We start from the raw sequence: 23,576 nt of genomic DNA on the forward strand, positions 1-23,576 counted from the left end.
TTCGCTGTCGGAACCGACCGTCTCCGAACGTCCTGTGCGCGGACAATATTCAAGGAGCCATTCCATGCGCATGATCTTCGTCAATTTGCCGGTCAGGGACCTCGCCGCCAGCCGCGCCTTCTTTTCGGCGCTCGGCTATTCCTTCAACGAGGATTTCTCGGACGACACGGCTGCCTGCATGGTGATCGCGGACAACATCTTCGCCATGCTGCTCACGCATGAGAAGTTCCAGGGCTTCATCAATGGCGAGATCGCAGACGGGCACAAGGTCACGGAAGTCCTGACTGCCCTTTCAGCCGACAGCCGGCAGGAGGTCGACGACATCCTCGCCAAGGCTCTGAAGGCCGGCGCCAAGCCGTGGAAGCCGATCATGGACATGGGCTTCATGTATGGCTGCTCGTTCCAGGATCTGGACGGGCATGTCTGGGAATACATGTTCATGGAGCAGCCGGCCTAGGCTACGCGCTGGCCAGCTTGGAAATCCTGCCGGCCTTCGAGATCAAGCGTTGGCGACATCCGCGTGGCTGATCGCGCCATGGAGCGCAGCCGCGGCCCCTGGCACCAGTTCGAGAACCAGCAAGCGCGCCGGATCGACCGGCCAGGGCATGGTCATCGTGCCCGGCTTGACCTGCACGTAGCCGAGCGGGCCGTAATAGGGTGCGTCGCCGACGAGCACTATGGCGCGCGCGCCCTTCTGGCGGGCGGCATCGGCGGCCATTGCCATCAGCTTGCGGCCGATGCCGAGATTCTTCCAGGACGGGCGCACCGCGAGCGGACCGAGCAGCAGCGCGCGACCCGCGCCGACCGCAATGGGCGTCAGCCGCACGGACGCGATGACATGGCCCTCAACCGTCGCGACGAAGGAGAGGTCACGCGCATGCGGCCCGCCTTCGCGGATCTTGTGGGCGGCGCGTGTGAAGCGGCCGGGGCCGAACGCGTCGGCGTTGATTTCTTCGATCTCAGTGTCGTGGGAGGGCAGTTCCGGCGCGTAGGCGACGTCGGCAAGGGTCATGACGGGAATTCCGGATCGGGATGGAAAGGCATGTTTCGGACGGCAGCCAGCCGTCTTGCGCGCGGTCAGGCGCGGGTGCTCTTTCGTCGTCGCTCGATGCGGATTTGAGGCATGGAATTTCCCCCGGAGATTCGCTGCTAGCATGAGAAGTGAGGAACGTCCACCGCGATGATTGACGATCTGTTCAATGCGCAGGATTTGGCTCCACGCGTCCCCTGCCCTACCTCCTTACCTAACAAGAGGAGCAAGACATGGGACTTCTGGTCGACGGCAAGTGGCAGGACAAGTGGTACGACACCTCCAAGACGGGCGGGCGGTTCGAGCGCTCGCAGTCGCAGTGGCGCGACTGGGTGACAGTCGACGGCGAGCCTGCCGAGGGCCGCACGCGCGGCTTCAAGGCCGAGCCCGGGCGCTACCATCTCTACGTCTCGCTCGCCTGCCCGTGGGCGCACCGGACGCTGATCCTGCGCAAGCTGAAAAAGCTGGAGGACGTGATCTCGGTCTCCGTCGTGCACCATTTCATGGGCGAGAACGGCTGGACCTTCAGGACGGACGAGGCGGCGACCGGCGACGATCTCTACGGGCTCGACTTCCTGCACCAGATCTACACCAAGGCCGATCCGCACTATTCGGGCCGTGTGACGGTGCCGGTGCTTTGGGACAAGAAGGAAGAGACGATCGTCTCCAACGAGAGCGCGGAGATCATCCGCATGCTGAACTCGGCCTTCGACGAGTGGGGTGACGACAGCGTCGACTTCTATCCCGAGGAACTGCGCAACGAGATCGACGCGGTGAACGAGCGCGTTTACGACGCGATCAACAACGGCGTCTACAAGTCTGGCTTCGCGACGAAGCAGGAGGCCTACGAGCAGGCATTCGACGAGCTTTTCGCAGCGCTCGACGAGGTAGAGGCGCGGTTGTCGCGCCAGCGCTATCTGGCGGGCAATGTCTTGACGGAGGCCGACTGGCGGCTCTTCACCACGCTGGTGCGCTTCGACGCGGTCTACTATTCGCACTTCAAGTGCAACCAGCGCCGGATCGAGGATTACGCGAACATTTCCAACTATCTGCGCGAGCTCTATCAGGTGCCGGGCGTGGCGGACACGGTGAACATGCACCACATCAAGAGCCACTATTACGGCAGCCACGAGACCATCAACCCGACGCGGATCGTGCCCAAGGGGCCAGAGCTCGACTTCGCCCGGCCGCATGACCGGGCGAAGATGAAGAAGGCGGCCTGACGATCAGATCTCGAGCGGCTGCTGCTGCCGGGGCTGCGCGGCCTCAAGCTGGCGCCGGATGGATTCCGGCATCTCGCGCTGCGGGTACATCAAGGGCTCGTTCTGGAGGACGAGTACAGGCGTGTCGATCGAGACGCGCCCGTACAGGTCGATGATGTCCTGGTTGAACAGACGGATGCAACCAGATGAAACGGCAAGGCCGATCGACCACGGCTCGGACGTGCCGTGGATGCGGTAGAGCGTGTCGCGACCGCCTTCGAAGAGGTAGAGCGCGCGCGGCCCGAGCGGATTTTCAAGGCCAGGCGGCATGCCGCCGGCCCATTGCGCGTTGCGGCCAGGTTCGCGCTCGATCATGGCCGGCGTCGGCGTCCAGGTCGGCCACTGCGCCTTGCGGGCAACGCGTGCCTCGCCCTCGAATTCGAGGCCGGCGCGGCCGACGCCGATGCCGTATCGCATCGCCATCCCGCCTTCCTGCACGAGGTAAAGAAAGCGGTTTTGCGTGTCGACAACGATGGTGCCGGGGCGCTCGGAACGGTGGTAGCGCACCTGCTGGCGGAAAAAGCGCTCATCGACATCGGAGATATCGATGGCCGGAAGCGGAAACCGCTCGTTCGGCTGGGGCCCGTACATGGCCAGGAAATAGGGATCAGGACCCGGCTTCACCGTTTCGAGCGCAGCCGTCGAGGACATGCAGCCCGAAAGGACCAACGGCGCGACAGCGCCAAGTGAAGCGGCCTGAAAAAGGAAGCGACGTCGAGACACACACATCAATCAATCTACCCGATACAGGACGAGGAAACGCGGCGGAAGGCTGCCGTCTGGCAGCGAAGATCAACGTCCCTAATGCTGATGAACTGTGGCCGTGGACGGGACGAAATGCGGCGAAAACGAGTCATGCTCCCCACTGTGTCGTTTGTGTCACAGCTTGAAATATGGCGAAATGCGCCGTGATTGCGGCATCGATCAGGCACATGCCCGAAATCAGGCGAATGGCACCGCAGTCGTGCCGATCGGCAGTTTCGCCTCATGGTCGGGCTCGACATGGATGACGATGCGCACCGAAGGGATTTCTTCCTCGAGTGCCGCCTCGATGCGATCGCAGATCAGATGGCTGTCGCCCACCGACATGTCCGCCCGCACGACCATGTGAAACTCGATGAAGGTGGCGCGGCCCGCGATCCGGGTCTTGAGGTCATGGATTTCGAGCGCGCCCTGCGAATTGGCCGAGATCAGGTCGCGGATGCGCAGGTGCTCCTCAAGGTCGACCGCACGGTCCATCAATCCATCGAGGGAGGCGGTGATGACCTTCCATCCCTGCCACAAGATGTTGAGCGCGACGATGAGGGCGAGCAGGGGGTCGAGCATCCACCAGCCCGTGGCGACGGCCGCGAGAAGGCCGATGAGGACGCCCGCGGAGGTGACGACGTCCGTCATGATGTGATGGCCGTCGGCCTCCAGCGCGGGGGACTTGTGCTGTCGACCGTTGCGGATGAGGAGAAACGCCCAGAAGGCGTTGACGCTCGCGGCGGCCGCGTTGATGGCAAGGCCGAGCCCCGGCGCTTCGAGCGGAACCGGGTTCTGCCATGCGCGCCAGACCTCGGCGATGATCAAGAGCGCGGCGACGACGATCAGCACGCCTTCGAGCACGGCAGAGAAGTATTCGGCCTTGTGATGGCCGTACTGATGATCCCGGTCGGCCGGCTTGTGGCTGACCGAAATCGCCCAGAACGCGGCAAAGGCGGCGATGACGTTGACGATGGATTCGAGCGCGTCGGAATAGAGCGCCACGGAGCCGGTGAGCCACCAGGCGACGAATTTCAGGCCCATCACCGCGAAGGCGACGACGATCGACCAGGCCGCGAGGCGCCGGATCTTCTGCTTGGTGGTCATGTTCGAACTGTCGTCCCTAGGCCGCCTTCGTCTTCACCTTGCGCGGCAGATGCGCGACGACGTTCTCGATCATCCGCATGCCGGCATTCTGGCCGAGCGTCATGATGGATTCAGGGTGAAACTGGACGGCGGCAACCGGCTCGGACTTGTGTTCCAGCGCCATGATGACGCCATCCTCGGTTTCGGCGGTGACGAGAAATTCGGGCGGCAGGCGGACGGGATCGGCGAAGATCGAATGGTAGCGGCCGACCGTGACCTCCTTCGGCAGCCCGGCAAATACGACGCCGGGCTTCGTCACGCGGATGCGCGAAGGCTTGCCATGCATGGGCTCATGCAACTGACGAAGCTCGCCGCCATAGGCCTCCGCCAGCGCCTGCAGGCCGAGACACACGCCGAAGATCGGCAGATCGCGTGCGCGCGCCTTCTTGATCGTTGCCTTGCAGTCGAAGTCGGACGGCATGCCCGGGCCGGGCGAAAGGACGACGAGGTCGGGATCGACGCGGTCGAACACTTCCTCGGGCACTGGCGAGCGCACGGTGGCGACGGAAGCGCCAGTCTGGCGGAAATAGTTCGCCAGCGTGTGGACGAAACTGTCCTCATGGTCGACGAGCAGGATCGAGACCCCCTCGCCCACCTTCGCGCTTTCGCGGTGCGCGGCAGCGGAACTGCCGGGCGCGGCCTCGCGGATCGCGGCCAGCATGGCGGATGCCTTGAGTTCGGTCTCGGCCTCTTCCTCGGCCGGATCGGAATCGTTCAGGAGCGTCGCGCCGGCGCGAACCTGCGCGATGCCGTCCTTGATGCGAATGGTGCGCAAGGTGAGGCCGGTGTTCATGTCGCCGTTGAAATGAACCATGCCGATCGCCCCGCCATACCAAGCGCGCGGGCTCTTTTCGTTGGCTTCCAGGAAACGCATGGCCCAAAGCTTCGGCGCGCCGGTGACCGTAACGGCCCAGGCGTGGGACAAGAACGCGTCGAATGCGTCCATGCCTTCGCGCAGGCGGCCCTCGATATGGTCGACAGTGTGGATCAGTCGCGAATACATCTCGATCTGCCGCCGGCCGATAACACGCACCGAGCCGGGCTCGCACACGCGGCTCTTGTCGTTGCGGTCGACGTCGGAGCACATGGTGAGCTCGGACTCGTCCTTCTTGGAGTTGAGCAGCTTCAGGATCTGCTCCGAATCCGCGATTGCGTCCTCGCCGCGCTTGATCGTGCCCGAGATCGGGCAGGTCTCGACGCGCCGGCCCGACACGCGCACGAACATCTCCGGCGACGCGCCGATGAGGTATTCGTTTTCGCCAAGGTTGATGAAGAAGGAATACGGCGACGGGTTGATGGATTTCAGCTTGCGGCTGATCTCCGAAGGCCTGGAGACGCAACGCTCCATGAACATCTGGCCGGGCACGACCTCGAAGAGGTCGCCGCGCCGGAAGCTTTCCTTGGCGCGGGTGACGAGGCGCGCATATTCGCCAGGCTCGTGGTCGGAGCGCGGGGGGATGGTGTCGGACGGCCTGAAGGGCTGCTCGGCCCCGCCCCGCGGCAGGCCCTCGGTGGAAAAGCCCGCGCCGGCAAAGTCGTAGCGGTCGTGCCAGGCCTTGGCCTGATGATGGTCGACGACGAGGATTTCATCGGGAAGATAAAGGACCACGTCACGCTGGCTTTCCGGCCGGTCGAGCTTGGGCGTGACCGGATCGAACTGGAAGGCGAGGTCGTAGCCGAACGCACCGTAGAGGCCGAGATTGGCGTCTTCCGGCGACTTGAACAACGAGACGATGACGCGCAGGACGGAAAAGACGGTGGGAACGCGGCTGCGCTCTTCCTCGGCGAAGGCGCGCGTCGGCTCGGCGACGGTGAGCGTGACGAGCGCGGGCGCGCGGACGAAGCGGATGACCTCGTCGAGGGCTTCGACGACCGGCGCGATTCCGTCGAGCAGCTTTTCACCGCGCGCATTGAGCGCTTCGATGCGCATGTCGCGGCCGCAGGCCGAGACGATCAGTGGCGGATCGACGATCGCCGTGTCCCAGCGCGTATAACGGCCGGGATATTCGTAGTTGGAGGAAAAGACGCAGCCACGGCGCGAATTCAGCGCATCGATATAGGTCTCGATGGCGCCGACATAGGGCGTCTCGTGGCGTTCGCGGGTGACGGTGACGCCGCCCTCGGTGCGGTAGCGCTCCGCGCCGTTTTCCAGAAGCTCTGTGCTCATGATGTCCTTCCCCTCATCTGTCAGGTTCCGGATCGGCAGGTCCCAAAAAGACGAAGGCCGCCCGGAAAATTCCGTTGCGGCCAAACCTTAAAAACGCGCACGCAAGTGCTCGTGGCCGCTTTTAGCGGGCCCACCACCACTTGTTCGTGTGCGAATGCGCGTTCATGGGCAATCTCATACAAACGATCGGCCGCCGCGGCAAGCACGATTGTGAGGTGTTGATCTTCCAGTAACTGGAAGGATTAGCGTGAGCTTCCTATTTCATGAGTCGAACAGGAGTTGACCGCGATGAACATCGGAGCTGCATCCCGCCGTTCGGCCCTGCCGGCCAAGACGATCCGCTACTACGAGGAAATCGGCCTGTTGCGCCCGGCGCGCGCCGAAAACGGCTATCGCGACTATTGCGACGCCGACATTCACCGGCTGAAATTCCTGCAGCGGGCGCGCGGCCTCGGCTTTTCGGTCGAGGAATGCCGCCAGCTCCTGTCACTTTACGGCGATTCGCACCGGGCGAGCGCGGACGTGAAGGCGCTGGCGGCGACCAAGCTCGACCAGATCGAGCACAAGATCGCCGAGTTGCGGAGCCTGAAGAAGACGCTCACGCATCTGGTGAAGACCTGTCACGGCGATGCGCGGCCCGACTGCCCGATCCTCGACGAGCTGTCCGGCGCCTCTGCCTGACCGCCGCGGCGCCTGCGATAGAGCCGCAGCGCCGAGACCGTCAGCCAGGCAAGGCTCGCCCACGCCGCGCCCATCGCCCAGCCCGCGACGACGTCGCTTGGCCAATGAACGCCGAGATAAATGCGTGAGATGCCGATCATGAGCGTGAGTGTGATGGCCACGGCGAGCACGTAGGCGCGCACGCGCAGATTGTCGACGAAGCGCATGATGAGCGAACCGAGCGTCAGATAGACGATCGCCGAGACCATCGCATGGCCGGACGGGAAGCTTGGCGTATGCGTGTTGACGAGATGCTCGACGAGGTCGGGGCGCGGGCGCGCGTAAAGTTCCTTCAGGAGATGCCCGACCAGCGTTCCGGTGCCGATGGACAGGACGGTGTAGAGCGCGGGCCCGTTCTTGCGCGAGACAACGAGGAAGCCGATGACCGCCGCCACCAGCACGAGAATGACGGTGTAGCCGCCAAGCGCGGTGATCTCCGCCGCCGTCTCCTGCAGCCATTCGGGGCCGATCGGCGAGCCGCCGGGCGTGTGGAACCACAGGAAGATGCGCTCGTCGATGTCGTTGAGCTCACCGTCATCGAGTTCGTCGGCGATGGACAGGAAGAGCGCGATGCCCGCAGCGGCGATGGCAAATACGATTAGCGGCAAGAACGCCGTGCGGTGATCGCGCATGCCGCGCACGAGTTCGGTGATGGATCGGTTCATGACGCCCCTTGGAAGTGAACTGTGGCGATAAGGATGGGGCAGGCAAAAGGTTGCGGCAAGACTTGCCGAGAGTTGCACGCGGCCATCGTCCATGCAGTCGGCTTGCGGCGCAAGGTGACCCCGGCGAACGCGGCGTGGCAAGGGACAGGTGCGACAAACGGCGTCAACCTTGCATTGATCAAGATCAGTTTCTCCCCCGCCGCGCGGATGCTAATGTAGCCGCAGAGGGGAACGGAACGATGCCGAACGGTCGGGGCAAGGTATTGGGCAAGGGCGTCGCGCTCGTCGCGGCCTATATGCTCGTGCTTCAGGCGCTGTTCGGCGCTTTCGCGGCCGGCGCCTCGGCAGGTGTGCCGATGCTCGACGATTTCGGCAATCCGCTGTGCATCACCAGCCACGAGCCGGGACCTTCCGGCGGCGAAGGCCGCGATCATTCGGGCATGCCCGATTGCTGCGCGCCCGGCTGCAGCATGTTCGCGCCGGCCACCGACGGCGACCGCGAGCCGCATGCGCTTTCCAATCCGCTGAAGGTTTTCCGCGCGACCTTCGTCGCGTTGCCGGCAATCGTAGCAACGGACGATGCCGCGCGCCGGCCGGGCAGTCCCCGCGCGCCGCCGCTGGCGGCCTGACACTCCTGATTTCATCCATCTGACGGGCAACCGCAGCTTCGCCTGCGCCCCGTCGGCTCTGCCCGCACCGCGCGCCGCACGACCGGCCGCCCGGGCGCATTTGATCCTTACGAAAGAACACCGATGTTCAAGCACATCATCACCGCCGCCGGCCTGCTCGCGCTCGGCACCACGGTCGCCTCCGCCCATGTCTCGCTCGAAGGCAAGGAGGCCGCGATCGGCTCGACCTACAAGGCGGTCTTCCGCGTGCCGCATGGCTGCGAAGGCGAGCCGACCAATGTCGTGCGCGTGCACATTCCCGAAGGCGTCATCGCGGTCAAGCCGATGCCCAAGCCCGGCTGGGAACTGGAAAAGGTGCGCGGAGACTATGCCACGACCTACGAGTATCATGGATCGCAGGTGAGCGAAGGCGTGACCGAAATCGTCTGGAGCGGCGGCAATCTTGCCGACGACGAATATGACGAGTTCGTCCTGCGCGGCTATCTCACTCCTGCCCTCAACGCCGGCCAGACGCTCTACTTCCCGGTCGTGCAGGAGTGCCCGGGCGGTCTGACCGAGCGTTGGATCGAGGTGCCGGCGGAAGGTCAGTCGGCCGACGACCTCGAAATGCCGGCGCCAGGCGTCGCGATCATCGAGGCGACCGGCGGCCACTGACGGACGAGGATGCGGCGGCCGGCGCGAGGCGTGCCGGCCGCCCGATCGCAGCTTCAGGCGGGCGGACGCATGCAACGAGTGAAAAGCGTAACCGGAATGGCAAGGTGGATCGCGGCGCTGGCGGTGCTGGTCGCGCTGGCGCTGTCCGGTGAAGCCGCCGCGCATGCTTCGCTGACCGGCGCCGAACCGAGGGACGGCGCGGTGATCGCGGCCGCTCCGCAGGTCCTGCGGCTTGATTTCAGCGAGCCGGTTTCACCGCTCGTCCTGCGCATGCTGCGCCCCGATGGAGATGCCGTCGACCTTGGCGATTTCGTCGTGCGGGATCGATCGGTGGAAATCGAGGCGCCGGCCGACCTGCAGCAGGGAACGCATATACTGACCTGGCGGGTGGTCTCATCCGACGGGCACCCGGTCGGCGGGTCTGTGGTCTTTTCGATCGGCGCGCCGAGCGCAGCGCCGCCCGTCGCCGAGCCGGTGGACTGGACAATGCGCACCGGCGTGTGGCTGGCGAAGATCGGGCTTTATGTCGGCCTGTTCGTCGGGGCGGGCGGCGCGTTCGCGATTGCGTGGTTCCTGCCCGCTTCGCGCTCCGGCGCAAGGCCCGGGCTGGCGGCCGTCGGGATCGGCCTGGTGGCGGCTGCCGTCTCGCCGGGCTTGCAAGGCCTCGACGCGCTCGGGGCGCCGATCGGGCGCTTCACCGAGCCCGTGATCTGGGAGGCGGGCCTGGCCACGAGCTACGGCCTGACGGTCAAGATTGTTCTCGGGGCGCTGGCTGCGGCCGGCATCGCCATTTTTTGCAGGAACGCTGCCCTGTCACGCATCGTCGCGACACTCGCGCTCGCCGCAGGCGCTTACGCGCTGACCGTCTCGGGCCATGCGAGCGCGGCCGAGCCGCAATGGCTGACGCGGCCGGCCGTGGCGCTTCATGCAGCGGCGATTGCCCTGTGGGTCGGCGCGCTGGTCCCGCTCGGGCTTGCGCTGAAGACGAATGCAGCCGATGCGACGCTCGGCCTGAAGCGGTTTTCGACGGTCATACCTTTTGCGGTTGCCGGACTGATCGCGGCGGGCATCGGGCTGGCGATCATCCAGGTGGAGACGCCGATGGCGCTGATCGGGACGGCTTATGGTAGGCTGCTGCTCGCCAAGCTTGGCTGCCTCGCGGTGCTGTTCGCGCTTGCCATAGTCAATCGCTGGAGGCTGACAAGGCCGGCGCTGGCGGGCGATGGGCGAGCGCTCGTGCGCTCGATCGCGGCCGAGACGCTGGTCGTGCTGGCTGTCCTCGCAATCGCGGCGGGCTGGCGCTTCACGCCGCCGCCGCGCGCACTCGCCATCGCCGCCGCGCAGCCCGCCTCGGTGCATATCCATACGCTCGAAGCGATGGCCGATCTTTCGGTGACGCCAGGCAGGGCGGGACCGGTTTCGGTGTCGGCGATGATCATGACCGGCGATTTCGCGCCGCTCGACGCCAAGGAAGTCGCCTTCGTCTTCGCCAATCCTGAGGCCGGCATCGAGCCGTTTCGGCGGCAGGCCGCCAAGCCCGGCGACGGGACATGGCGCGCGGACGATGTGATCCTGCCGCTGGCGGGGCGCTGGACCGTTCGGCTGGATATCCTCGTCACCGATTTTGACATCGTGCGGCTGTCGACCGAGATCGAAATCAGGCCGTGAGAGTCCCTGCAACGCCCCGCGCGGCGGCGCGGACGGCCTCGATGTCCTCCTTGAGCGTAAGGGCGGCCTCTGCGCGGCGCAGCGCGATGTCCGAATGGCGCGCCGCCTCGATGCGAAAGCGCGGATCGTCGAGGGCGGAGAGCGCGGCGAAGGCCTTTTGCAGTCGCACTTGGACCTCGGCGATGCCCGCGCCATCCCGCGCGATCGGCGAATAGGCGTCATCGAAAAGGTCCGACAGCCTGACGGAGGCGACGTGGACGGCCGGAAAGCGAACCGGCTCGCGTTCCTCCGGCTCGTCCCAGATCGCCAGGAGGCGAACAGTGCGGCCGATGACGTCGATGGCGGTGCCCGGATCGTTGACGGCAGGCGACAGCGCCCGCTGGGCGATCTCGGCAAGAACGGAGAGGCCGAAGCGCGGATCCTGATCGAAGGAACGCTCGCGGGCCAGCGAATAGGCGGCGGCGATCGCCTCGTGCACCTTGCCGTCATCTGACGCGATGCGCGCGAGGGGATGACGGGGATCGACGAATGTGCCGGGAAGCGCCAGCAAATAGATGGCGACGTTCTGCGACTGCGCGATCTCCTGGAGCTTCGCCAAGTCGATGTGCTGGACATAGCCGATGAACGGCGCGGGGATCGCGACGGCATCGGCAGGAATGTCCTTCTCGCCGGCGAGATGGACACCGCCGAGATAGGGCTGCCGGCGGCGGCTGCGTAGCGCGTCGGCCGTCGCCTTCTCCACCACTTCGGTCGTATCACCCACCCGCCCCAGCCGCGTCAGATAATCGATCCAGCGCAGAAGCGTGGCGACGATCAGCAGCACGACGAAGATCGTGACCACGAACAGGATCACGCGGCCCCTTTCGCCATAGGCGTTCATCGACAGCGTGATGATCGCGACCAGGCTGTAGAGGAACGAGCCGACGAAGGTGGACAGCACGTTCTGCGACGTCGGGTCCTGCAGCAGGAGCTTGGTGGCGCGCGGCGTGACGTTGCTGGTGGCGGCCGAATAGGCGGCGACCATGGTCGAGAGCGAGAAGGTCGTCACCGCCAGCATGGACGAGGCGATAATGGTGAGGATGTTGTCGACCGCCTCCGCGCCGATGGAGGCGGAGATGTCATAGGGGATGTACGGCCCCAGGACGATCGCGAGCAGGGCCGAGACAACGGCGAGCAGCGAGATCAGAGTGCTGCGGAACCACAGGCGGCGCGTTACGAGCCGGTAGATCCAGTTCCATTTCGAAACCATGCGCCCTTGTCCCCCAAGCGCTCCGAGTGAGCAACAACGCATATGGATGCCCAAGCGTTGCCTTTGCCTCATACAGCAAAAAGGGCGCCGAAGCGCCCTTTCGCACAGGATCATCGCAAGCCGATCAGAACAGTCCTTCGATCTGGCCCTCATCATTGAGGAAGATCTTCTCCGAGGACGGCGTCTTGGGCAGGCCCGGCATGGTCATGATGTCGCCGCAGACCGCAACGACGAAGCCCGCGCCAGCCGACAGGCGCACCTCGCGCACCGGAACGACATGGTCGTCGGGCGCGCCGCGCAGATTGGGGTCGGTCGAGAAGGAATACTGCGTCTTGGCCATGCAGACCGGCAGGTTGCCGTAACCTGCCTGTTCCCACTGGTGAAGCTGGTCGCGCACCGACTTGTCGGCGATGGCATGCGAGCCGCGGTAGATGCGCTTGACGATCGTGTTGATCTTTTCGAAGAGCGGCATCTCGTCGGGATAGAGCGGGGCGAACTGGGACGCGCCGCTTTCGGCGAGCTCGACGACCTTGTTCGCCAGATCCTCGATGCCGGCCGAGCCATGCGCCCAGTGCTTGCACAGGATCGCCTCCTCGCCCATCGAGGCGACATAGTCCTTCATCGCCTGGATTTCGGCGTCGGTGTCGGAATAGAAATGGTTGATCGCGACCACGGCCGGAACGCCGAACTGCCGCACGTTCTCGATGTGGCGGCCCAGATTGGCGCAGCCCTTTTTCACGGCCTCGACATTCTCGGCGCCCAGATCGTCCTTCTTGACGCCGCCATTCATCTTCATCGCGCGCACGGTGGCGACGATGACCGCGGCTGCGGGCTTGAGGCCGGCCTTGCGGCACTTGATGTCGAAGAACTTCTCCGCGCCGAGATCCGCGCCGAAACCGGCTTCGGTGACGACGTATTCGCCCAGCTTCAAGGCGGTCGTCGTCGCGACGACCGAGTTGCAGCCATGCGCGATGTTGGCGAAGGGTCCGCCATGCACGAAAGCGGGATTGTTCTCCAGCGTCTGGACCAGGTTCGGCTGCATGGCGTCCTTGAGGAGCACCGTCATCGCCCCGTCGGCCTTGATGTCGCGGGCATAGACGGCGGTCTTGTCGCGGCGGTAGCCGATGATGATGTCGCCGAGGCGCTTTTCGAGGTCCTTGAGATCGGTCGACAGGCAAAGGATCGCCATGACCTCCGAAGCAACCGTGATGTCGAAGCCGCCTTCACGCGGGAAGCCGTTGGCGACGCCGCCCAGCGAGCAGATGATCTCGCGCAGCGCCCGGTCGTTCATGTCCATGACGCGGCGCCAGGCGACGCGGCGGATGTCGATCTGCTGCTCGTTGCCCCAGTAGATGTGGTTGTCGATGAGGGCGGAGAGAAGATTGTGCGCGGTGGTGATGGCGTGGAAATCGCCGGTGAAGTGGAGGTTCATGTCCTCCATCGGAACGACCTGCGCGTATCCGCCGCCAGCCGCGCCGCCCTTGATTCCGAAATTTGGCCCGAGCGAGGCTTCGCGGATGCAGACCACCGCCTTCTTGCCGATGCGGTTGAGCCCGTCGCCGAGGCCGACCGTCGTGGTGGTCTTGCCCTCGCCCGCCGGCGTCGGATTGATCGCGGTGACGAGGATCAGCTTGCCGTCCTTGTTGCCCTTCACCGACTTGATGTACTCGGCCGAAATCTTCGCCTTGTCGTGGCCGTATGGCAGGAGGTGCTCGTGCGGGATGCCGAGGCTCGCCCCGATTTCCATGATCGGCTTCTTCTTCGCGGCCCGCGCGATCGCGATGTCGGACTTAACTTCGGCCATTGAGGTCCCCCAGGAGGCTTGCTGCTCGGTTCTGTTCGCGACGGATTTTCAGCCGCGCGTCGGTTCGGATTCATGGCGGTTGACGCAGTTTCGCGCCGTCTCATTAAAGCCGCGCAATGCACGGAATGCGACAGGACGAAAGCGCGATCCGGCCAGGATCGAAAAGCTGTATACAACCCGAATGGAGGGTCCCCCGGCCGTGAAGCCCACGAGGTCTTCGGGCGGAACGCGGCCCATCTCTTCCTCCCAATGCCGGCGGCACAGCGACACGTAGCGGTCCTCGCCGCCGATGGCGACCTGATCGCCCTCGAGCAGCGCCTTGCCGTTCGGCCCGAGGCGCACGACCATGGTGGCCTTGCGCCCGCACTTGCAGATGGTGCGGACTTCGCGCAGTTCATCGCCGATCGCCAGAAGAGCCTTCGAACCGGGGAAGAGCTCGCCGCGAAAATCGGTGCGCAGCCCGTAGCACATGACCGGCACGCCGAGCCGGTCGGCGACGCGGGCAAGCTGCCAGACCTGGTCCTCGGACAGGAATTGCGCTTCGTCGATGAAGACGCAGTGCAGCGGTTCGCGCCGCATCAGCGCCTGGACGGCGGCGAAAAGGTCGGTGTCGACCGTGAAGAGTGCGGCATCGGCGCCGAGCCCGAGGCGCGATGCGATGCGGCCGACGCCGGCGCGGTCGTCGAGCGCGGCGGTGAAGGCAGCCGTGCGCATGCCGCGCTCCTGATAGTTGTAGGATGCCTGCAAGAGCAGCGTCGACTTGCCGGCATTCATCGCCGAATAGTGGAAGTACAGCTTGGCCATTTCCCCTCTTAAGCCCGTTGCCCGCGAAGGTGGGAGTGCTGACGGGCAACCGTCCACGAAAAATCGCTGCACATGTGCAATATCAGGCCTTTCGACATGGTTCTTGAATCATCGGGCAAATGATGTTTGGCTTTGGCACCTCGTGAAAGACCGCGTTTCAAGCGGTGTTCCATAAATCCGATGGGAGACGAATTCGATGTTGCGCAGCCGCACATTCCTCACCACGCTTGCCCTTTCGACCGTGCTTTCGGCCGGAGCGGCGCTTGCCCAGGACCCCGAGGCCTGCCAGACAGTGCGCTTCTCCGATGTCGGCTGGACCGATATCACGGCGACGACCGGCACGGCCACGGTGCTCCTGGAAGCGCTCGGCTACGACACGAACGTGCAGGTTCTGTCCGTGCCGGTGACCTACGCTTCGCTCAAGAACGGCGACATCGACGTCTTCCTCGGCAACTGGATGCCGACCATGGAAGCCGACATCGCGCCCTACCGCGAGGATGGCTCGGTCGAAACGCTGGTGACCAATCTGGAAGGCGCAAAATACACCCTCGCCGTACCGAAATACACCTATGACAAGGGCCTGACGAGCTTCGACAAGATCGCCGAGTTCAAGGACGAACTGAATGGACAGATCCATGGCATCGAGCCTGGAAATGACGGCAACCGGCTGATCCTCGACATGATCGCGGCTGACCAGTTCGGCCTGTCGGACTTCGAGGTGGTCGAAAGCTCCGAAGCGGGGATGCTCTCCGCCGTGACCCGCGCGGCGCGGTCGCAGCAGGATGTCGTCTTCCTGGGCTGGGAGCCGCATCCCATGAACGCCAATATCGAGATGGAATACCTCGACGGCGGCGACGAGGTGTTCGGCCCGAACTATGGCGGCGCCACGGTGCACACCAACGTGCGCAAGGGCTACACCGAGGAATGCCCGAATGTCGGCAAGTTGCTCACCAACCTCGTCTTCTCGCTCGAGATGGAAAACGAGATCATGGGCGCGATCCTCGACGACGGCGCCGACCCGCAGGCCGCCGCAACCGAATGGCTCAAGGCCAACCCCGACGTGCTGGCGCCGTGGCTCGAAGGCGTGACGACGCGCGACGGCGAGGATGGCGAAGCGGCCGTGCGCGCGGAACTCGGGCTCTAGGCCCGGCAACGACGTGATTTCGGAGCGGCCGGCGACGATCCGGCCGCTTCGCGTTTGAACTTCGAGGGGATGAGGCGATGGACCCGGTTTCGGATTGGGTGGCAAGCGAGAAGATACCGGTCGGCGCATGGGGCCAGACCCTGTTCGATTTCCTGATCGGCAACTTCGCCTGGTTTTTCGATTCCATTTCCAATGGCTTGCGCTCGGTTCTGGATTCCCTGGTCGACGCCTTACTGTGGTTTCCGCCGGTCGTCGTGGTCCTTGCGATCGCCGCCCTCGCCTATGCGCTGAAGCGTTCGTGGAAACTGGCGCTGGGCGTCGTCATCGGACTTCTCTTCATCATCAACCAGGGCCTCTGGGCCGAGACGGTCGAGACGCTGGTCCTCGTGGTTTCGGCGGCCACCGCGTCGATGGCGATCGGCGTGCCGATCGGCATCTGGGCCGCGCACAACGACCGGGTCTATGCCTGGCTGCAGCCTGTGCTCGACCTGATGCAGACCCTGCCGACCTTCGTCTATCTGATCCCGGTGCTGATCCTTTTCGGCCTCGGCATCGCGCCGGGCCTCATCGTCACCATCATCTTCGCCTCGCCTGCCCCGATCCGCCTGACCTATCTCGGCATCAAGTCGGTGCCGAAGCCGATGCTGGAGGCCGGCGCCGCCTTCGGCGCGACGCGCAGACAGCTTCTGTGGAAGGTGGAACTGCCTTCAGCCCTGCCGACCATCATGGCCGGCCTGACGCAGTGCATCATGCTGTCGCTGTCGATGGTGGTGATCGCGGCGCTGATCGGCGCGGACGGGCTGGGCAAGCCGGTCGTGCGCGCGCTGAACACGGTCAACATCCCGCTCGGTCTCGAGGCGGGCCTGGCGATCGTGGTGCTGGCGATCATCCTGGACCGGATGGCGCGGATCGGCCAAGAGAAGACGAAATGAGCGCGGCGATCGAATTCCGCCGGGTCGACATCGTCTTCGGCACCCAAGCCGAACAGCGCGCCGCGCTGCCATTGCTCGATGCCGGCGCGAGCCGTTCGGAAATCCTCGAGAAGACCGGCGCGGTGCTGGGCTGCTGCCAGGCCGACCTGACGGTGAACCAAGGCGAGATTTCCGTTCTGATGGGCCTTTCGGGCTCGGGCAAGTCGACGCTGCTGCGCGCCGTCAACGGGCTCAACCAGGTGACACGCGGCGCGGTGATCGTGCATGATGAGGACTGGCAGGCCGATGTGGTGAACTGCTCGCCCGCCAAGCTCCGTCAGATTCGACGCGAATGCGTGGCGATGGTGTTCCAGCAATTCGCGCTGCTTCCGTGGCGCACGGTGGCCGAAAATGTCGGCTTCGGGCTCGAACTGGCGGGCGTGCCGGCCAAGGAACGCAAGGAACGCGTTGCCACCCAGCTCGACCTCGTCGGACTGACGCAATGGGCCGACAAATATGCGCACGAGCTTTCGGGCGGCATGCAGCAGCGCGTCGGCCTCGCCCGCGCCTTTGCAACGGACGCGCCGATCCTGCTGATGGATGAGCCGTTCTCCGCGCTCGATCCACTGATCCGCACCAAGCTGCAGGACGAACTGCTCGACCTTCAGGACAAGCTGAAAAAGACCATCCTCTTCGTCAGCCACGATCTGGAGGAAGCGCTGAAGATCGGCAACACGATCTCGATCATGGAGGGCGGGCGGATCGTCCAGACCGGCGCGCCGGAGGAGATCGTGCTGGCGCCGGCGAACGACTATGTCCGCGACTTCATCGCCAATGTGAACCCGCTCTCGGTGCTGACCGCGTGGAACATCATGCGCGACGCGCGCGACCTCGACGAGGCCGGCAAGGACTGGCTGTGGCTCGACCGGCGCCACACGACGCGCTTCAAGTTCGACGAGAACATGCTCGTCATCGACGCCGAGCGCAACGGCGCGCCGGCGATCTGGGTCTCGTGCGAGAACATGGAAGACCTGCCGGCCGACAAGCCGCAGGTCTTCTGGGCATCCCCGGGAACCCCGCTCAAGACGGTGATGGCTGCCATGCACCGTTCTGCGACCGCGCCGGTCGCGCTGTTCGACGACCAGTCACGTTTCGTCGGCTCGATCGGCGTGCGCGACGTCCTGAAAGCGGTGATCCGGCGCTAGCGGGCTATGCCGCGACGCTTGCCGGAGGATTGCCCTTGTGGATCGCCTTGCGGATTTCCACGCGGAACTCGGGCGTGTCGTGGTGGCCGTGGACAGCGACAGCGTGCAGGACGGCAGCGTCGACGAGTTCCTTCTCATTGTCCGCAGCGATCGCGACCGTGCATTTCATGTCGCTGGGGAATTCGCGGCAGTCGATGTAAAGACGTTCCATCTCAACCTCCTGGAACCCGCACCCCTCGGGCGCGGCAGTCAAGGATACGCCGGTCGCGCGCGCCCGAAAATAGATCGGCATGGCCTCTTCGATCAATAAATCAGCCGCAGATTGCCCTTGTTGATCTCCGTGCCGATGGCCTGGAAGGCGCCGACCAACGCTGCATTCGACTGTGCGTCGTAGTGATATTCGGGCTTGGATGCGCAGGACTGATAGAGCTTCGTCAGCGAATTGCCCATGTCGAAGGCGATGGAGTAAATCGTAATGTCGTGTGCCTTCATGAGCGCGCATGTTTCGAGCAGCATCTCGTTCGACGTGTCGCGTGTGAAGTCGTCGCCGGCCTGGCCAGGATTGTTCTCGCCATCGGTCATTATGACGGCGATCTTGCGCGGCGTGTCGGCATAGGAAAGCGGGAGGTCGGGACTGCCCCATTTGCCTTGCCATTTTGGTGACAGCATCCGGTAGCCCCAAGCCATTCCCTCCTGCGTGCTCGTGCCGTGACCGGTATAGAGCGAGGAAAGGAGCGCGCGCACTTGCGCCGTGCTCGGGGTCAGCCCCAGCGCCCTGTGGGGCCGGGACAGGCTCTCTCGTCATGAGTGAAGGGCGGGAAGGTCTCGACGTCCGGCGGCGCGTCGTTCTGCCGGTTTGCTTGCGAGCGTAGGTCGGGGCAGCCGGGAATGGCGCCCGCGATGGTTTCGCTCTTCTTGCTGCCGCCCCTGCCCTTCTCCTTACCTGTGCTCTTTTCCTGTTCGTCCAGTTCCTCGATCCACCCGTTCTCGTAGTCGATGACATTGACCCGGCCGGAGAATGGGACGACGCCCACATAAGTATTGGGCAAAGTTGCATTAACGCCGTACAAAGTGTCGATCAAGGTCAGGCTCGCGGACCGCAGCGCCTCGATCTTGCCCTTGCCCTTCATCGAGCCGGAGACATCGAGGACCAGAACCAGTTCCATGCCGCCGCCCGATGCGCCGGCCGCCGAGCGCGCCGACAGATCGATGGCGTCGTGATTGGCGAGTTGCATGAAATAGGTCGGCGACCTGTAACTGACCTCGCCATGCAGAACGCCATCGCGCACCTCGAAAGATTTGGCGTAAAGCTTTTCACCTTCCTTGATGAACCGCGCCGCGTTGGACGCGAAAAAAGCACTGGCAGCGTCAAGCGCAGCCTCTTCGCCAGAAGGCAGATACCGCGCACCGGCCAGAACCGCCGAGTCCATTGCCTGTTGCAACGCCGCCTTCTGGCGGTTGGCCATCGTGAAGTCGACGCCGAGGCCGACCGCCAGCACGAGCGGCACCGACAACACCCCCATCATGATGGCATATGAGCCGTCTCTGTTCTGTGCGAATGCACGCATCGTCTTCACCCCAGCGACTACCATTTGATGGTAAAGAGCCGGCAAAGCACTAATAAGTGCTAAAACTCGACTCGCCTTGTCCGATTTTCACGGAAGCGTGAGGTTGGTGAACAGGTTCTGCTTTTTGTCAGGATCGACCACCCTGCGTCTATGCCAGCCAATTTCGACAAGGCAAAGCACCGTCACCACGTCGAAGCGTGCGGGTCGTTGCGGCCTCATGTAGCAAAAGCACCAAGCTGCATCCGGCCCGTTTAGCGGAAATGACAAAATCACTGGTTGAATCGACTCCCCCGCGCGGAGAAATCCGGGCATGGTGCCAAGTATGTTCAAGCGCCTTTTCAAACGCCTCCCATACATTGAATCACTCCGCGCCTTCCTGGAGCAGTGGGGACTATGGTCAATCCTTAGTTGGGCGGGGTCTTTGATGTTCGCCGCTGCGACTGGTGCTTGGGCGTGGGTTGAATCGAGCATCCCACTGTGGGCGGCTGCTGTCGTATTTATTGTGGTTTTTGCCGCGATGCTCTGCGCAGCAAATTTCGGATATGGGCTTCACCTCAAGCGGAAGCAATCAAGAGCTATCGACCAGGCCGTTACGATAGATCGCGACCTGCTTGCTGATGAACTTGAAGACTTAAGCCGAAAAATCGCGGCTCTTGTCGGCGAATACCGTGGGCCAATGCAGGAGGCATGGTGGCGGGATACAGCCAATTCCAACCCGGCTTCGATGCGTGAATCCCATTCGCGTATCGAGGGTCAGATGATCGAAAAATACTCGTATCGCCACGCTGCTGATGCTTGGCGGTTGATAAGGCGTGCGTCAAAAGTCGTGGCAATCGACCAAAGCGAACTATGGGGCGTAAGCCACGGCGTCCGCTCCGAACACGATGTTATAAACATCTACATGCTTCTCGCCCAGCTATCTGACGATGTCAGGTCACCAAAAATCCCGCTGCCCATGACAGACCGTCGAATGGCCGAACACAAAGCTAGAGCTGAAGCTGCTGCGCCCCGATTGCTGACAGGCACTGAAGGAAAAACGCCGCAGTGAATTTCCCGCGCGATAGTTTGTTGCGGATATTCACCTTCTCTCGCGATATTCCGGCTTGATACAGGCGCTGTAGCCGTGTGCAGTTCGGCGTAGATGACCTTCGACAGTTCACCGCGCCCGAATAACACTTCGCGCTTCTGGCGAGGCATGGCGGCATCCAGATCGCCCGTATTGCCCAGCACGTTCAATGTGCGGTCCATTGCGCTTATGTCGTTCTTTATCTCGGCAAGCCTGTCACGAATGCGCTCGGCTTCGTTGGCCGGGCCGCTGATCTCGCCCAGCGTCAACGGGCGCGGGCGCTTGCGCGCGTTCGGTTCGGCCAGCTAAGATGAAAGCCGACTGTTCTATCGCATAACATTTTCGGAGGAATCTTCATGAACCCATCAGGTCACGTCGCGGTCGTCACGGGCGGCGGTTCAGGTCTCGGCGAGGCGACGGCGCGGGCGCTGGCCGCCAAGGGCGCCAAGGTCGCGCTGTTCGACGTCGGACTGGAGCGCGCGCAGAAGGTGGCGGCAGAGATCGGCGGCATCGCCGTCAAGTGCGACGTGTCGAACGCGGAAGCGGGCGAAGCCGCGTTTGGGGAAGTTTCCGAAAAGCTCGGCGAGCCGCGCATCCTCGTCAATTGCGCCGGCATCGCCATCGCGATGAAGACGCTGAGCAAGGACGGCGTCCACCCGCTCGACGCCTATCGCAAGGTGATCGAGGTCAACTTGATCGGCACCTTCAACATGATCCGCCTGATGGCCGACCGCTGCCAGCATCTGGAGCCGATGGACAGCGGCGAGCGCGGCGTCATCATCAACACCGCATCGGTCGCCGCCTATGATGGCCAGATCGGCCAGATCGCCTATGCCTCGTCCAAGGGCGGCGTTGTCGGCATGACGCTGCCGGCCGCGCGCGATCTCGCCCGCTCGGGCATTCGCGTATGCACCATCGCGCCCGGCATCTTCATGACGCCGATGCTCGCGGGCCTGCCCGAAGAGGCGCAGAAATCGCTCGGCCAGCAGGTGCCGTTCCCGTCGCGCCTCGGCCAGCCGGCCGAGTATGGGGCGCTTGCGGTCCATATCGTGGAGAACCAGATGCTGAACGGCGAGACCATCCGCCTCGACGGCGCGATCCGCATGGCGCCGAAGTAAGGCGCATCGCGTGGGGGAGGCAAGGCGCCAGGGGCCGCTCGCCGGCCTCACCGTGATCGAGATGGCGGGGCTCGGTCCCGTCCCCCTCGCCGGCCTGATGCTGGCCGAACTCGGCGCGCGCGTGGTGCGCGTCGAGCGCAAGGCAAAGGCGAGAGGCTTTCTCCACGTACCGCCGGAATTCGATCTCGACCGGCATGGCCGCGACATCGTGAAGGTCGATCTGAAGGACCCGCGCGGCACCGCGCTGGTGCTCGACCTCATCGCCGCCGCGGACGTCGTGATCGAAGGTTTCCGGCCGGGCGTCATGGAGCGGCTCGGCCTCGGCCCGGATGTGTGCATGGCGCGCAACGAGAAGCTGGTCTTCGCGCGGATGACGGGCTTTGGCCAGGACGGGCCGCTCGCCGACCGCGCCGGCCACGACATCACCTATCTCGCCTATTCTGGCGCGCTGCATGCCATCGGCGAGAAGGACGGCAAGCCGGTCCCGCCGCTCAATCTCGTGGCCGATTTCGGCGGCGGGACGATGTTTCTTCTGACCGGGCTGCTGGCGGCGCTGGTCGAGCGCGGGATTTCCGGCAGGGGCCAGGTGGTGGACGCGGCAATGATCGACGGCGTCGCGATGCTGACCGCGCCGTTCCACGCGTTCCTGGCGACCGGGTTCTGGAAGGACCAGCGCGGCTCGAACCTCCTGGATACCGGCGCGCCCTTCTACGACACCTACGAGACGGCTGATGGCGGGCATGTCGCAGTCGGCTGCCTCGAGCCGCAGTTTTTCGCCGAATTCGCACGGCTTCTGCCGCTCGATGCGGATTTCATCGCCAGCCAGTATGACGTGACGGCATGGGGCGCGATGCGCGCGGCGATCGCGGCGCGGTTCCGGGAAAGGACGCGCGACGAGTGGGCGGCGATCTTCGAGCCGACCGAAGCCTGCGTCGCGCCCGTCCTGTCGCTCGCCGAAGCGACGCGCCATCCGCACAACGTCGCCCGCGAGGTGTTTGCAGCGAAGGGCAAGCTGACACGCCCGCGCCCTGCCCCGCGCTTTTCGCGCACGCCGGGCGAAATTACCGGCATGGGCGAGGCCGCAACGGCGGCAAGCCTTGCCAGCCTGGGCATTGCGAAAGAGCGGGTGGAGGAATTGGCGAGCGCGGGGGTGATCGGCTGACCATGGCGGACACCCAGAAAGATGTGCTGCGACCGACGGATGCCGAGGCGATCCGGCTCGGCAAGACCCTGCTGCGCGCCGCGCGTCATGCGGCGCTGGCCGTGCTCGAGCCCGACAGCGGCTGGCCGCTCGCAAGCCGGGTCTCCGTTGCGACGGATTGCGCCGGCCGCCCACTGATCCTCGTCTCGACGCTGTCGGCGCATACAGGCGGGCTGATGGCGGACGGGCGCTGCTCGCTGCTCCTCGGCGAGCCCGGCAAGGGCGACCCGCTCGCCCATCCGCGCATGACACTGAAATGCCGTGCGGAACGGATCGACCGTGAAAGCGCGGACCATGCGGGCGTAGCGCAGCGCTTTCTCGCGCGCCATCCGAAGGCGGCGCTCTATGCCGATTTCGCCGATTTCTCCTATTTCCGGCTGGAGCCCGAGGAGGCGAGCCTCAATGGCGGCTTCGGCAAGGCTTTCCGGCTGACGCGCGCCGACCTGATGAGCGACGAGGCCGTCGCGCGCGAACTCGAACAGGCCGGCCCTGGCGCGGTGGCGCACATGAACGCGGATCACCGGGATGCCATCGCCCTCTATGCCAGACATTTTGCCGGCATCGACGAGGCGCTGGACTGGAAAATGACCGGGATCGACCCGGACGGGTTCGACCTCATGGCAGGCGATCGCACAGCGCGCGTCTTCTTTGCCGCACCGCTCGCCTCGGCCCGCGAGATGCGTGCAGTGCTGGTCCAGATGGCCAAGGACGCACGCGCAGGCGAGATCGGTTGAAAGCCGGTTCAAAGTATTCGACAGAGGTAAAGTTTATAAAGATGCGCAACCTGCGCCGCCGCCGGGCGTTAACGACCAGATTTCTCT

24 protein-coding genes and 1 pseudogene are annotated in these 23,576 nt (G+C 64.4%); 13 read left to right on the forward strand and 12 right to left on the reverse strand.

Translation table 11 applies throughout. The annotated features are described in order from the left end of the window. Positions 1 to 64: 64 nt before the first annotated feature. Positions 65 to 457 carry a VOC family protein gene (locus GTK01_RS12005; protein ID WP_252926122.1) on the forward strand — a complete coding sequence of 131 codons (393 nt, stop codon included), beginning with the start codon at positions 65 to 67 and terminating at the stop codon, positions 455 to 457. A 42-nt stretch (positions 458 to 499) separates the two neighbouring features. Here the strand turns inward: GTK01_RS12005 and GTK01_RS12010 are convergent, their stop codons facing one another. Next, positions 500 to 1,012: a GNAT family N-acetyltransferase gene (locus tag GTK01_RS12010; protein ID WP_252926123.1), complete on the reverse strand. Its 513-nt coding sequence runs from the start codon at positions 1,010 to 1,012 to the stop codon at positions 500 to 502. A 251-nt stretch (positions 1,013 to 1,263) separates the two neighbouring features. Here GTK01_RS12010 and GTK01_RS12015 point away from each other — a divergent pair, with 251 nt between their 5' ends. Next, the gene (locus GTK01_RS12015; protein ID WP_252926124.1) at positions 1,264 to 2,253 is read left to right on the forward strand and encodes a glutathione S-transferase family protein; all 990 of its coding nucleotides are present in this window, start codon (positions 1,264 to 1,266) and stop codon (positions 2,251 to 2,253) included. A 3-nt stretch (positions 2,254 to 2,256) separates the two neighbouring features. On the opposite strand, the gene GTK01_RS12020 is transcribed toward GTK01_RS12015, so the two are convergent. The 3 genes from GTK01_RS12020 to GTK01_RS12030 all read right to left on the reverse strand — a co-directional run bounded on the left by GTK01_RS12020 (position 2,257) and on the right by GTK01_RS12030 (position 6,349). Continuing rightward, positions 2,257 to 3,021 carry a L,D-transpeptidase gene (locus GTK01_RS12020; protein WP_252926125.1) on the reverse strand — a complete coding sequence of 255 codons (765 nt, stop codon included), beginning with the start codon at positions 3,019 to 3,021 and terminating at the stop codon, positions 2,257 to 2,259. A gap of 213 nt (positions 3,022 to 3,234) precedes the next feature. Continuing rightward, entirely contained in the window at positions 3,235 to 4,143 is a 909-nt protein-coding gene (locus GTK01_RS12025; protein WP_252926126.1) for a cation diffusion facilitator family transporter, read from the reverse strand. Between the two features lie 16 nt (positions 4,144 to 4,159). Then, on the reverse strand, positions 4,160 to 6,349 hold the full coding sequence (locus tag GTK01_RS12030) for an anthranilate synthase (RefSeq protein WP_252926127.1): 2,190 nt from the start codon (positions 6,347 to 6,349) through the stop codon (positions 4,160 to 4,162). A gap of 288 nt (positions 6,350 to 6,637) precedes the next feature. Between GTK01_RS12030 and cueR the strand changes: the two genes are divergently transcribed. Beyond that, positions 6,638 to 7,030: a Cu(I)-responsive transcriptional regulator gene (gene cueR / locus GTK01_RS12035; protein WP_252926128.1), complete on the forward strand. Its 393-nt coding sequence runs from the start codon at positions 6,638 to 6,640 to the stop codon at positions 7,028 to 7,030. Here the strand turns inward: cueR and GTK01_RS12040 are convergent. Continuing rightward, the gene (locus GTK01_RS12040) at positions 6,970 to 7,734 is read right to left on the reverse strand and encodes a phosphatase PAP2 family protein (RefSeq protein WP_252926129.1); all 765 of its coding nucleotides are present in this window, start codon (positions 7,732 to 7,734) and stop codon (positions 6,970 to 6,972) included. The two genes, cueR and GTK01_RS12040, sit on opposite strands and share 61 nt — an antisense overlap. A 239-nt stretch (positions 7,735 to 7,973) precedes the next feature. Here GTK01_RS12040 and GTK01_RS12045 point away from each other — a divergent pair, with 239 nt between their 5' ends. From GTK01_RS12045 to GTK01_RS12055, 3 genes are all read left to right on the forward strand, one after another. Further along, positions 7,974 to 8,363: a hypothetical protein gene (locus tag GTK01_RS12045; protein WP_252926130.1), complete on the forward strand. Its 390-nt coding sequence runs from the start codon at positions 7,974 to 7,976 to the stop codon at positions 8,361 to 8,363. Positions 8,364 to 8,486: 123 nt separating this feature from the next. Beyond that, complete coding sequence (locus GTK01_RS12050) at positions 8,487 to 9,017, forward strand: YcnI family protein (RefSeq protein WP_252926131.1); 531 nt, start codon at positions 8,487 to 8,489, stop codon at positions 9,015 to 9,017. A 96-nt stretch (positions 9,018 to 9,113) separates the two neighbouring features. Continuing rightward, positions 9,114 to 10,685 (forward strand): copper resistance CopC/CopD family protein, encoded by a 1,572-nt coding sequence (locus tag GTK01_RS12055; RefSeq protein WP_252926132.1) that lies wholly within the window; start codon positions 9,114 to 9,116, stop codon positions 10,683 to 10,685. Here the strand turns inward: GTK01_RS12055 and GTK01_RS12060 are convergent. The 3 genes and pseudogenes from GTK01_RS12060 to GTK01_RS12070 form a co-directional block, all read right to left on the reverse strand. Continuing rightward, on the reverse strand, positions 10,675 to 11,934 hold the full coding sequence (locus tag GTK01_RS12060) for a DUF2254 domain-containing protein (protein ID WP_252926133.1): 1,260 nt from the start codon (positions 11,932 to 11,934) through the stop codon (positions 10,675 to 10,677). The two genes, GTK01_RS12055 and GTK01_RS12060, sit on opposite strands and share 11 nt — an antisense overlap. 124 nt (positions 11,935 to 12,058) lie before the next feature. Continuing rightward, positions 12,059 to 13,738, reverse strand: coding sequence for a formate--tetrahydrofolate ligase (locus GTK01_RS12065; protein ID WP_252926134.1), 1,680 nt, complete (start codon positions 13,736 to 13,738; stop codon positions 12,059 to 12,061). Between the two features lie 201 nt (positions 13,739 to 13,939). Next, positions 13,940 to 14,542, reverse strand: a pseudogene (locus tag GTK01_RS12070) (thymidine kinase); the annotation flags it as partial. Between the two features lie 196 nt (positions 14,543 to 14,738). Between GTK01_RS12070 and GTK01_RS12075 the strand changes: the two are divergent. The 3 genes from GTK01_RS12075 (at position 14,739) to choV (ending at position 17,802) form a co-directional block, all read left to right on the forward strand. Continuing rightward, a complete protein-coding gene (locus GTK01_RS12075; RefSeq protein WP_252926135.1) occupies positions 14,739 to 15,686 on the forward strand; it encodes a choline ABC transporter substrate-binding protein in 948 nt (315 codons plus the stop codon). A gap of 77 nt (positions 15,687 to 15,763) precedes the next feature. Beyond that, positions 15,764 to 16,618 (forward strand): choline ABC transporter permease subunit, encoded by an 855-nt coding sequence (gene choW / locus GTK01_RS12080; RefSeq protein ID WP_252926136.1) that lies wholly within the window; start codon positions 15,764 to 15,766, stop codon positions 16,616 to 16,618. After that, positions 16,615 to 17,802, forward strand: coding sequence for a choline ABC transporter ATP-binding protein (gene choV, locus GTK01_RS12085; RefSeq protein WP_252926137.1), 1,188 nt, complete (start codon positions 16,615 to 16,617; stop codon positions 17,800 to 17,802). Before choW ends, choV begins: the two co-directional genes overlap by 4 nt. A 4-nt stretch (positions 17,803 to 17,806) precedes the next feature. On the opposite strand, the gene GTK01_RS12090 is transcribed toward choV, so the two are convergent. From GTK01_RS12090 to GTK01_RS12100, 3 genes are all read right to left on the reverse strand, one after another. Continuing rightward, positions 17,807 to 18,013, reverse strand: coding sequence for a DUF1059 domain-containing protein (locus tag GTK01_RS12090; protein WP_252926138.1), 207 nt, complete (start codon positions 18,011 to 18,013; stop codon positions 17,807 to 17,809). 92 nt (positions 18,014 to 18,105) lie between these two features. After that, positions 18,106 to 18,546 (reverse strand): hypothetical protein, encoded by a 441-nt coding sequence (locus GTK01_RS12095; RefSeq protein ID WP_252926139.1) that lies wholly within the window; start codon positions 18,544 to 18,546, stop codon positions 18,106 to 18,108. A 17-nt stretch (positions 18,547 to 18,563) separates the two neighbouring features. Continuing rightward, complete coding sequence (locus GTK01_RS12100; protein WP_252926140.1) at positions 18,564 to 19,370, reverse strand: TadE/TadG family type IV pilus assembly protein; 807 nt, start codon at positions 19,368 to 19,370, stop codon at positions 18,564 to 18,566. Between the two features lie 322 nt (positions 19,371 to 19,692). Here GTK01_RS12100 and GTK01_RS12105 point away from each other — a divergent pair, with 322 nt between their 5' ends. Continuing rightward, positions 19,693 to 20,418, forward strand: coding sequence for a hypothetical protein (locus GTK01_RS12105; RefSeq protein WP_252926141.1), 726 nt, complete (start codon positions 19,693 to 19,695; stop codon positions 20,416 to 20,418). On the opposite strand, the gene GTK01_RS21080 is transcribed toward GTK01_RS12105, so the two are convergent. After that, the gene (locus GTK01_RS21080; protein ID WP_371924337.1) at positions 20,357 to 20,575 is read right to left on the reverse strand and encodes a DUF6471 domain-containing protein; all 219 of its coding nucleotides are present in this window, start codon (positions 20,573 to 20,575) and stop codon (positions 20,357 to 20,359) included. The genes GTK01_RS12105 and GTK01_RS21080 overlap by 62 nt on opposite strands. Positions 20,576 to 20,792: 217 nt before the next feature. Here GTK01_RS21080 and GTK01_RS12110 point away from each other — a divergent pair, with 217 nt between their 5' ends. From GTK01_RS12110 to GTK01_RS12120, 3 genes are read left to right on the forward strand one after another with little or no spacing between them, the layout of a single operon-like run. Then, a complete protein-coding gene (locus GTK01_RS12110) occupies positions 20,793 to 21,554 on the forward strand; it encodes a 3-hydroxyacyl-CoA dehydrogenase (protein WP_252926142.1) in 762 nt (253 codons plus the stop codon). A gap of 10 nt (positions 21,555 to 21,564) precedes the next feature. Next, the gene (locus GTK01_RS12115; RefSeq protein WP_252926143.1) at positions 21,565 to 22,716 is read left to right on the forward strand and encodes a CoA transferase; all 1,152 of its coding nucleotides are present in this window, start codon (positions 21,565 to 21,567) and stop codon (positions 22,714 to 22,716) included. 2 nt (positions 22,717 to 22,718) lie between these two features. Beyond that, positions 22,719 to 23,489 carry a HugZ family protein gene (locus GTK01_RS12120; protein WP_252926144.1) on the forward strand — a complete coding sequence of 257 codons (771 nt, stop codon included), beginning with the start codon at positions 22,719 to 22,721 and terminating at the stop codon, positions 23,487 to 23,489. The last annotated feature ends 87 nt before the right edge of the window (positions 23,490 to 23,576 follow it).

Source organism: Aliihoeflea sp. 40Bstr573 (genome assembly GCF_024105655.1).
Taxonomy (GTDB): Bacteria; Pseudomonadota; Alphaproteobacteria; order Rhizobiales; family Rhizobiaceae; genus Aliihoeflea.

What these genes read in the sequence shown, in the direction of transcription:
- GTK01_RS12005 (WP_252926122.1), top strand. Translation starts at nt 65, where the DNA reads ATGCGCATGATCTTCGTCAATTTGCCGGTCAGGGACCTCGCCGCCAGC.
- GTK01_RS12010 (WP_252926123.1), bottom strand. Translation starts at nt 1,012, where the DNA reads ATGACCCTTGCCGACGTCGCCTACGCGCCGGAACTGCCCTCCCACGAC.
- GTK01_RS12015 (WP_252926124.1), top strand. Translation starts at nt 1,264, where the DNA reads ATGGGACTTCTGGTCGACGGCAAGTGGCAGGACAAGTGGTACGACACC.
- GTK01_RS12020 (WP_252926125.1), bottom strand. Translation starts at nt 3,021, where the DNA reads ATGTGTGTGTCTCGACGTCGCTTCCTTTTTCAGGCCGCTTCACTTGGC.
- GTK01_RS12025 (WP_252926126.1), bottom strand. Translation starts at nt 4,143, where the DNA reads ATGACCACCAAGCAGAAGATCCGGCGCCTCGCGGCCTGGTCGATCGTC.
- GTK01_RS12030 (WP_252926127.1), bottom strand. Translation starts at nt 6,349, where the DNA reads ATGAGCACAGAGCTTCTGGAAAACGGCGCGGAGCGCTACCGCACCGAG.
- cueR (WP_252926128.1), top strand. Translation starts at nt 6,638, where the DNA reads ATGAACATCGGAGCTGCATCCCGCCGTTCGGCCCTGCCGGCCAAGACG.
- GTK01_RS12040 (WP_252926129.1), bottom strand. Translation starts at nt 7,734, where the DNA reads ATGAACCGATCCATCACCGAACTCGTGCGCGGCATGCGCGATCACCGC.
- GTK01_RS12045 (WP_252926130.1), top strand. Translation starts at nt 7,974, where the DNA reads ATGCCGAACGGTCGGGGCAAGGTATTGGGCAAGGGCGTCGCGCTCGTC.
- GTK01_RS12050 (WP_252926131.1), top strand. Translation starts at nt 8,487, where the DNA reads ATGTTCAAGCACATCATCACCGCCGCCGGCCTGCTCGCGCTCGGCACC.
- GTK01_RS12055 (WP_252926132.1), top strand. Translation starts at nt 9,114, where the DNA reads ATGGCAAGGTGGATCGCGGCGCTGGCGGTGCTGGTCGCGCTGGCGCTG.
- GTK01_RS12060 (WP_252926133.1), bottom strand. Translation starts at nt 11,934, where the DNA reads ATGGTTTCGAAATGGAACTGGATCTACCGGCTCGTAACGCGCCGCCTG.
- GTK01_RS12065 (WP_252926134.1), bottom strand. Translation starts at nt 13,738, where the DNA reads ATGGCCGAAGTTAAGTCCGACATCGCGATCGCGCGGGCCGCGAAGAAG.
- GTK01_RS12075 (WP_252926135.1), top strand. Translation starts at nt 14,739, where the DNA reads ATGTTGCGCAGCCGCACATTCCTCACCACGCTTGCCCTTTCGACCGTG.
- choW (WP_252926136.1), top strand. Translation starts at nt 15,764, where the DNA reads ATGGACCCGGTTTCGGATTGGGTGGCAAGCGAGAAGATACCGGTCGGC.
- choV (WP_252926137.1), top strand. Translation starts at nt 16,615, where the DNA reads ATGAGCGCGGCGATCGAATTCCGCCGGGTCGACATCGTCTTCGGCACC.
- GTK01_RS12090 (WP_252926138.1), bottom strand. Translation starts at nt 18,013, where the DNA reads ATGGAACGTCTTTACATCGACTGCCGCGAATTCCCCAGCGACATGAAA.
- GTK01_RS12100 (WP_252926140.1), bottom strand. Translation starts at nt 19,370, where the DNA reads ATGCGTGCATTCGCACAGAACAGAGACGGCTCATATGCCATCATGATG.
- GTK01_RS12105 (WP_252926141.1), top strand. Translation starts at nt 19,693, where the DNA reads ATGTTCAAGCGCCTTTTCAAACGCCTCCCATACATTGAATCACTCCGC.
- GTK01_RS21080 (WP_371924337.1), bottom strand. Translation starts at nt 20,575, where the DNA reads ATGCCGCCATGCCTCGCCAGAAGCGCGAAGTGTTATTCGGGCGCGGTG.
- GTK01_RS12110 (WP_252926142.1), top strand. Translation starts at nt 20,793, where the DNA reads ATGAACCCATCAGGTCACGTCGCGGTCGTCACGGGCGGCGGTTCAGGT.
- GTK01_RS12120 (WP_252926144.1), top strand. Translation starts at nt 22,719, where the DNA reads ATGGCGGACACCCAGAAAGATGTGCTGCGACCGACGGATGCCGAGGCG.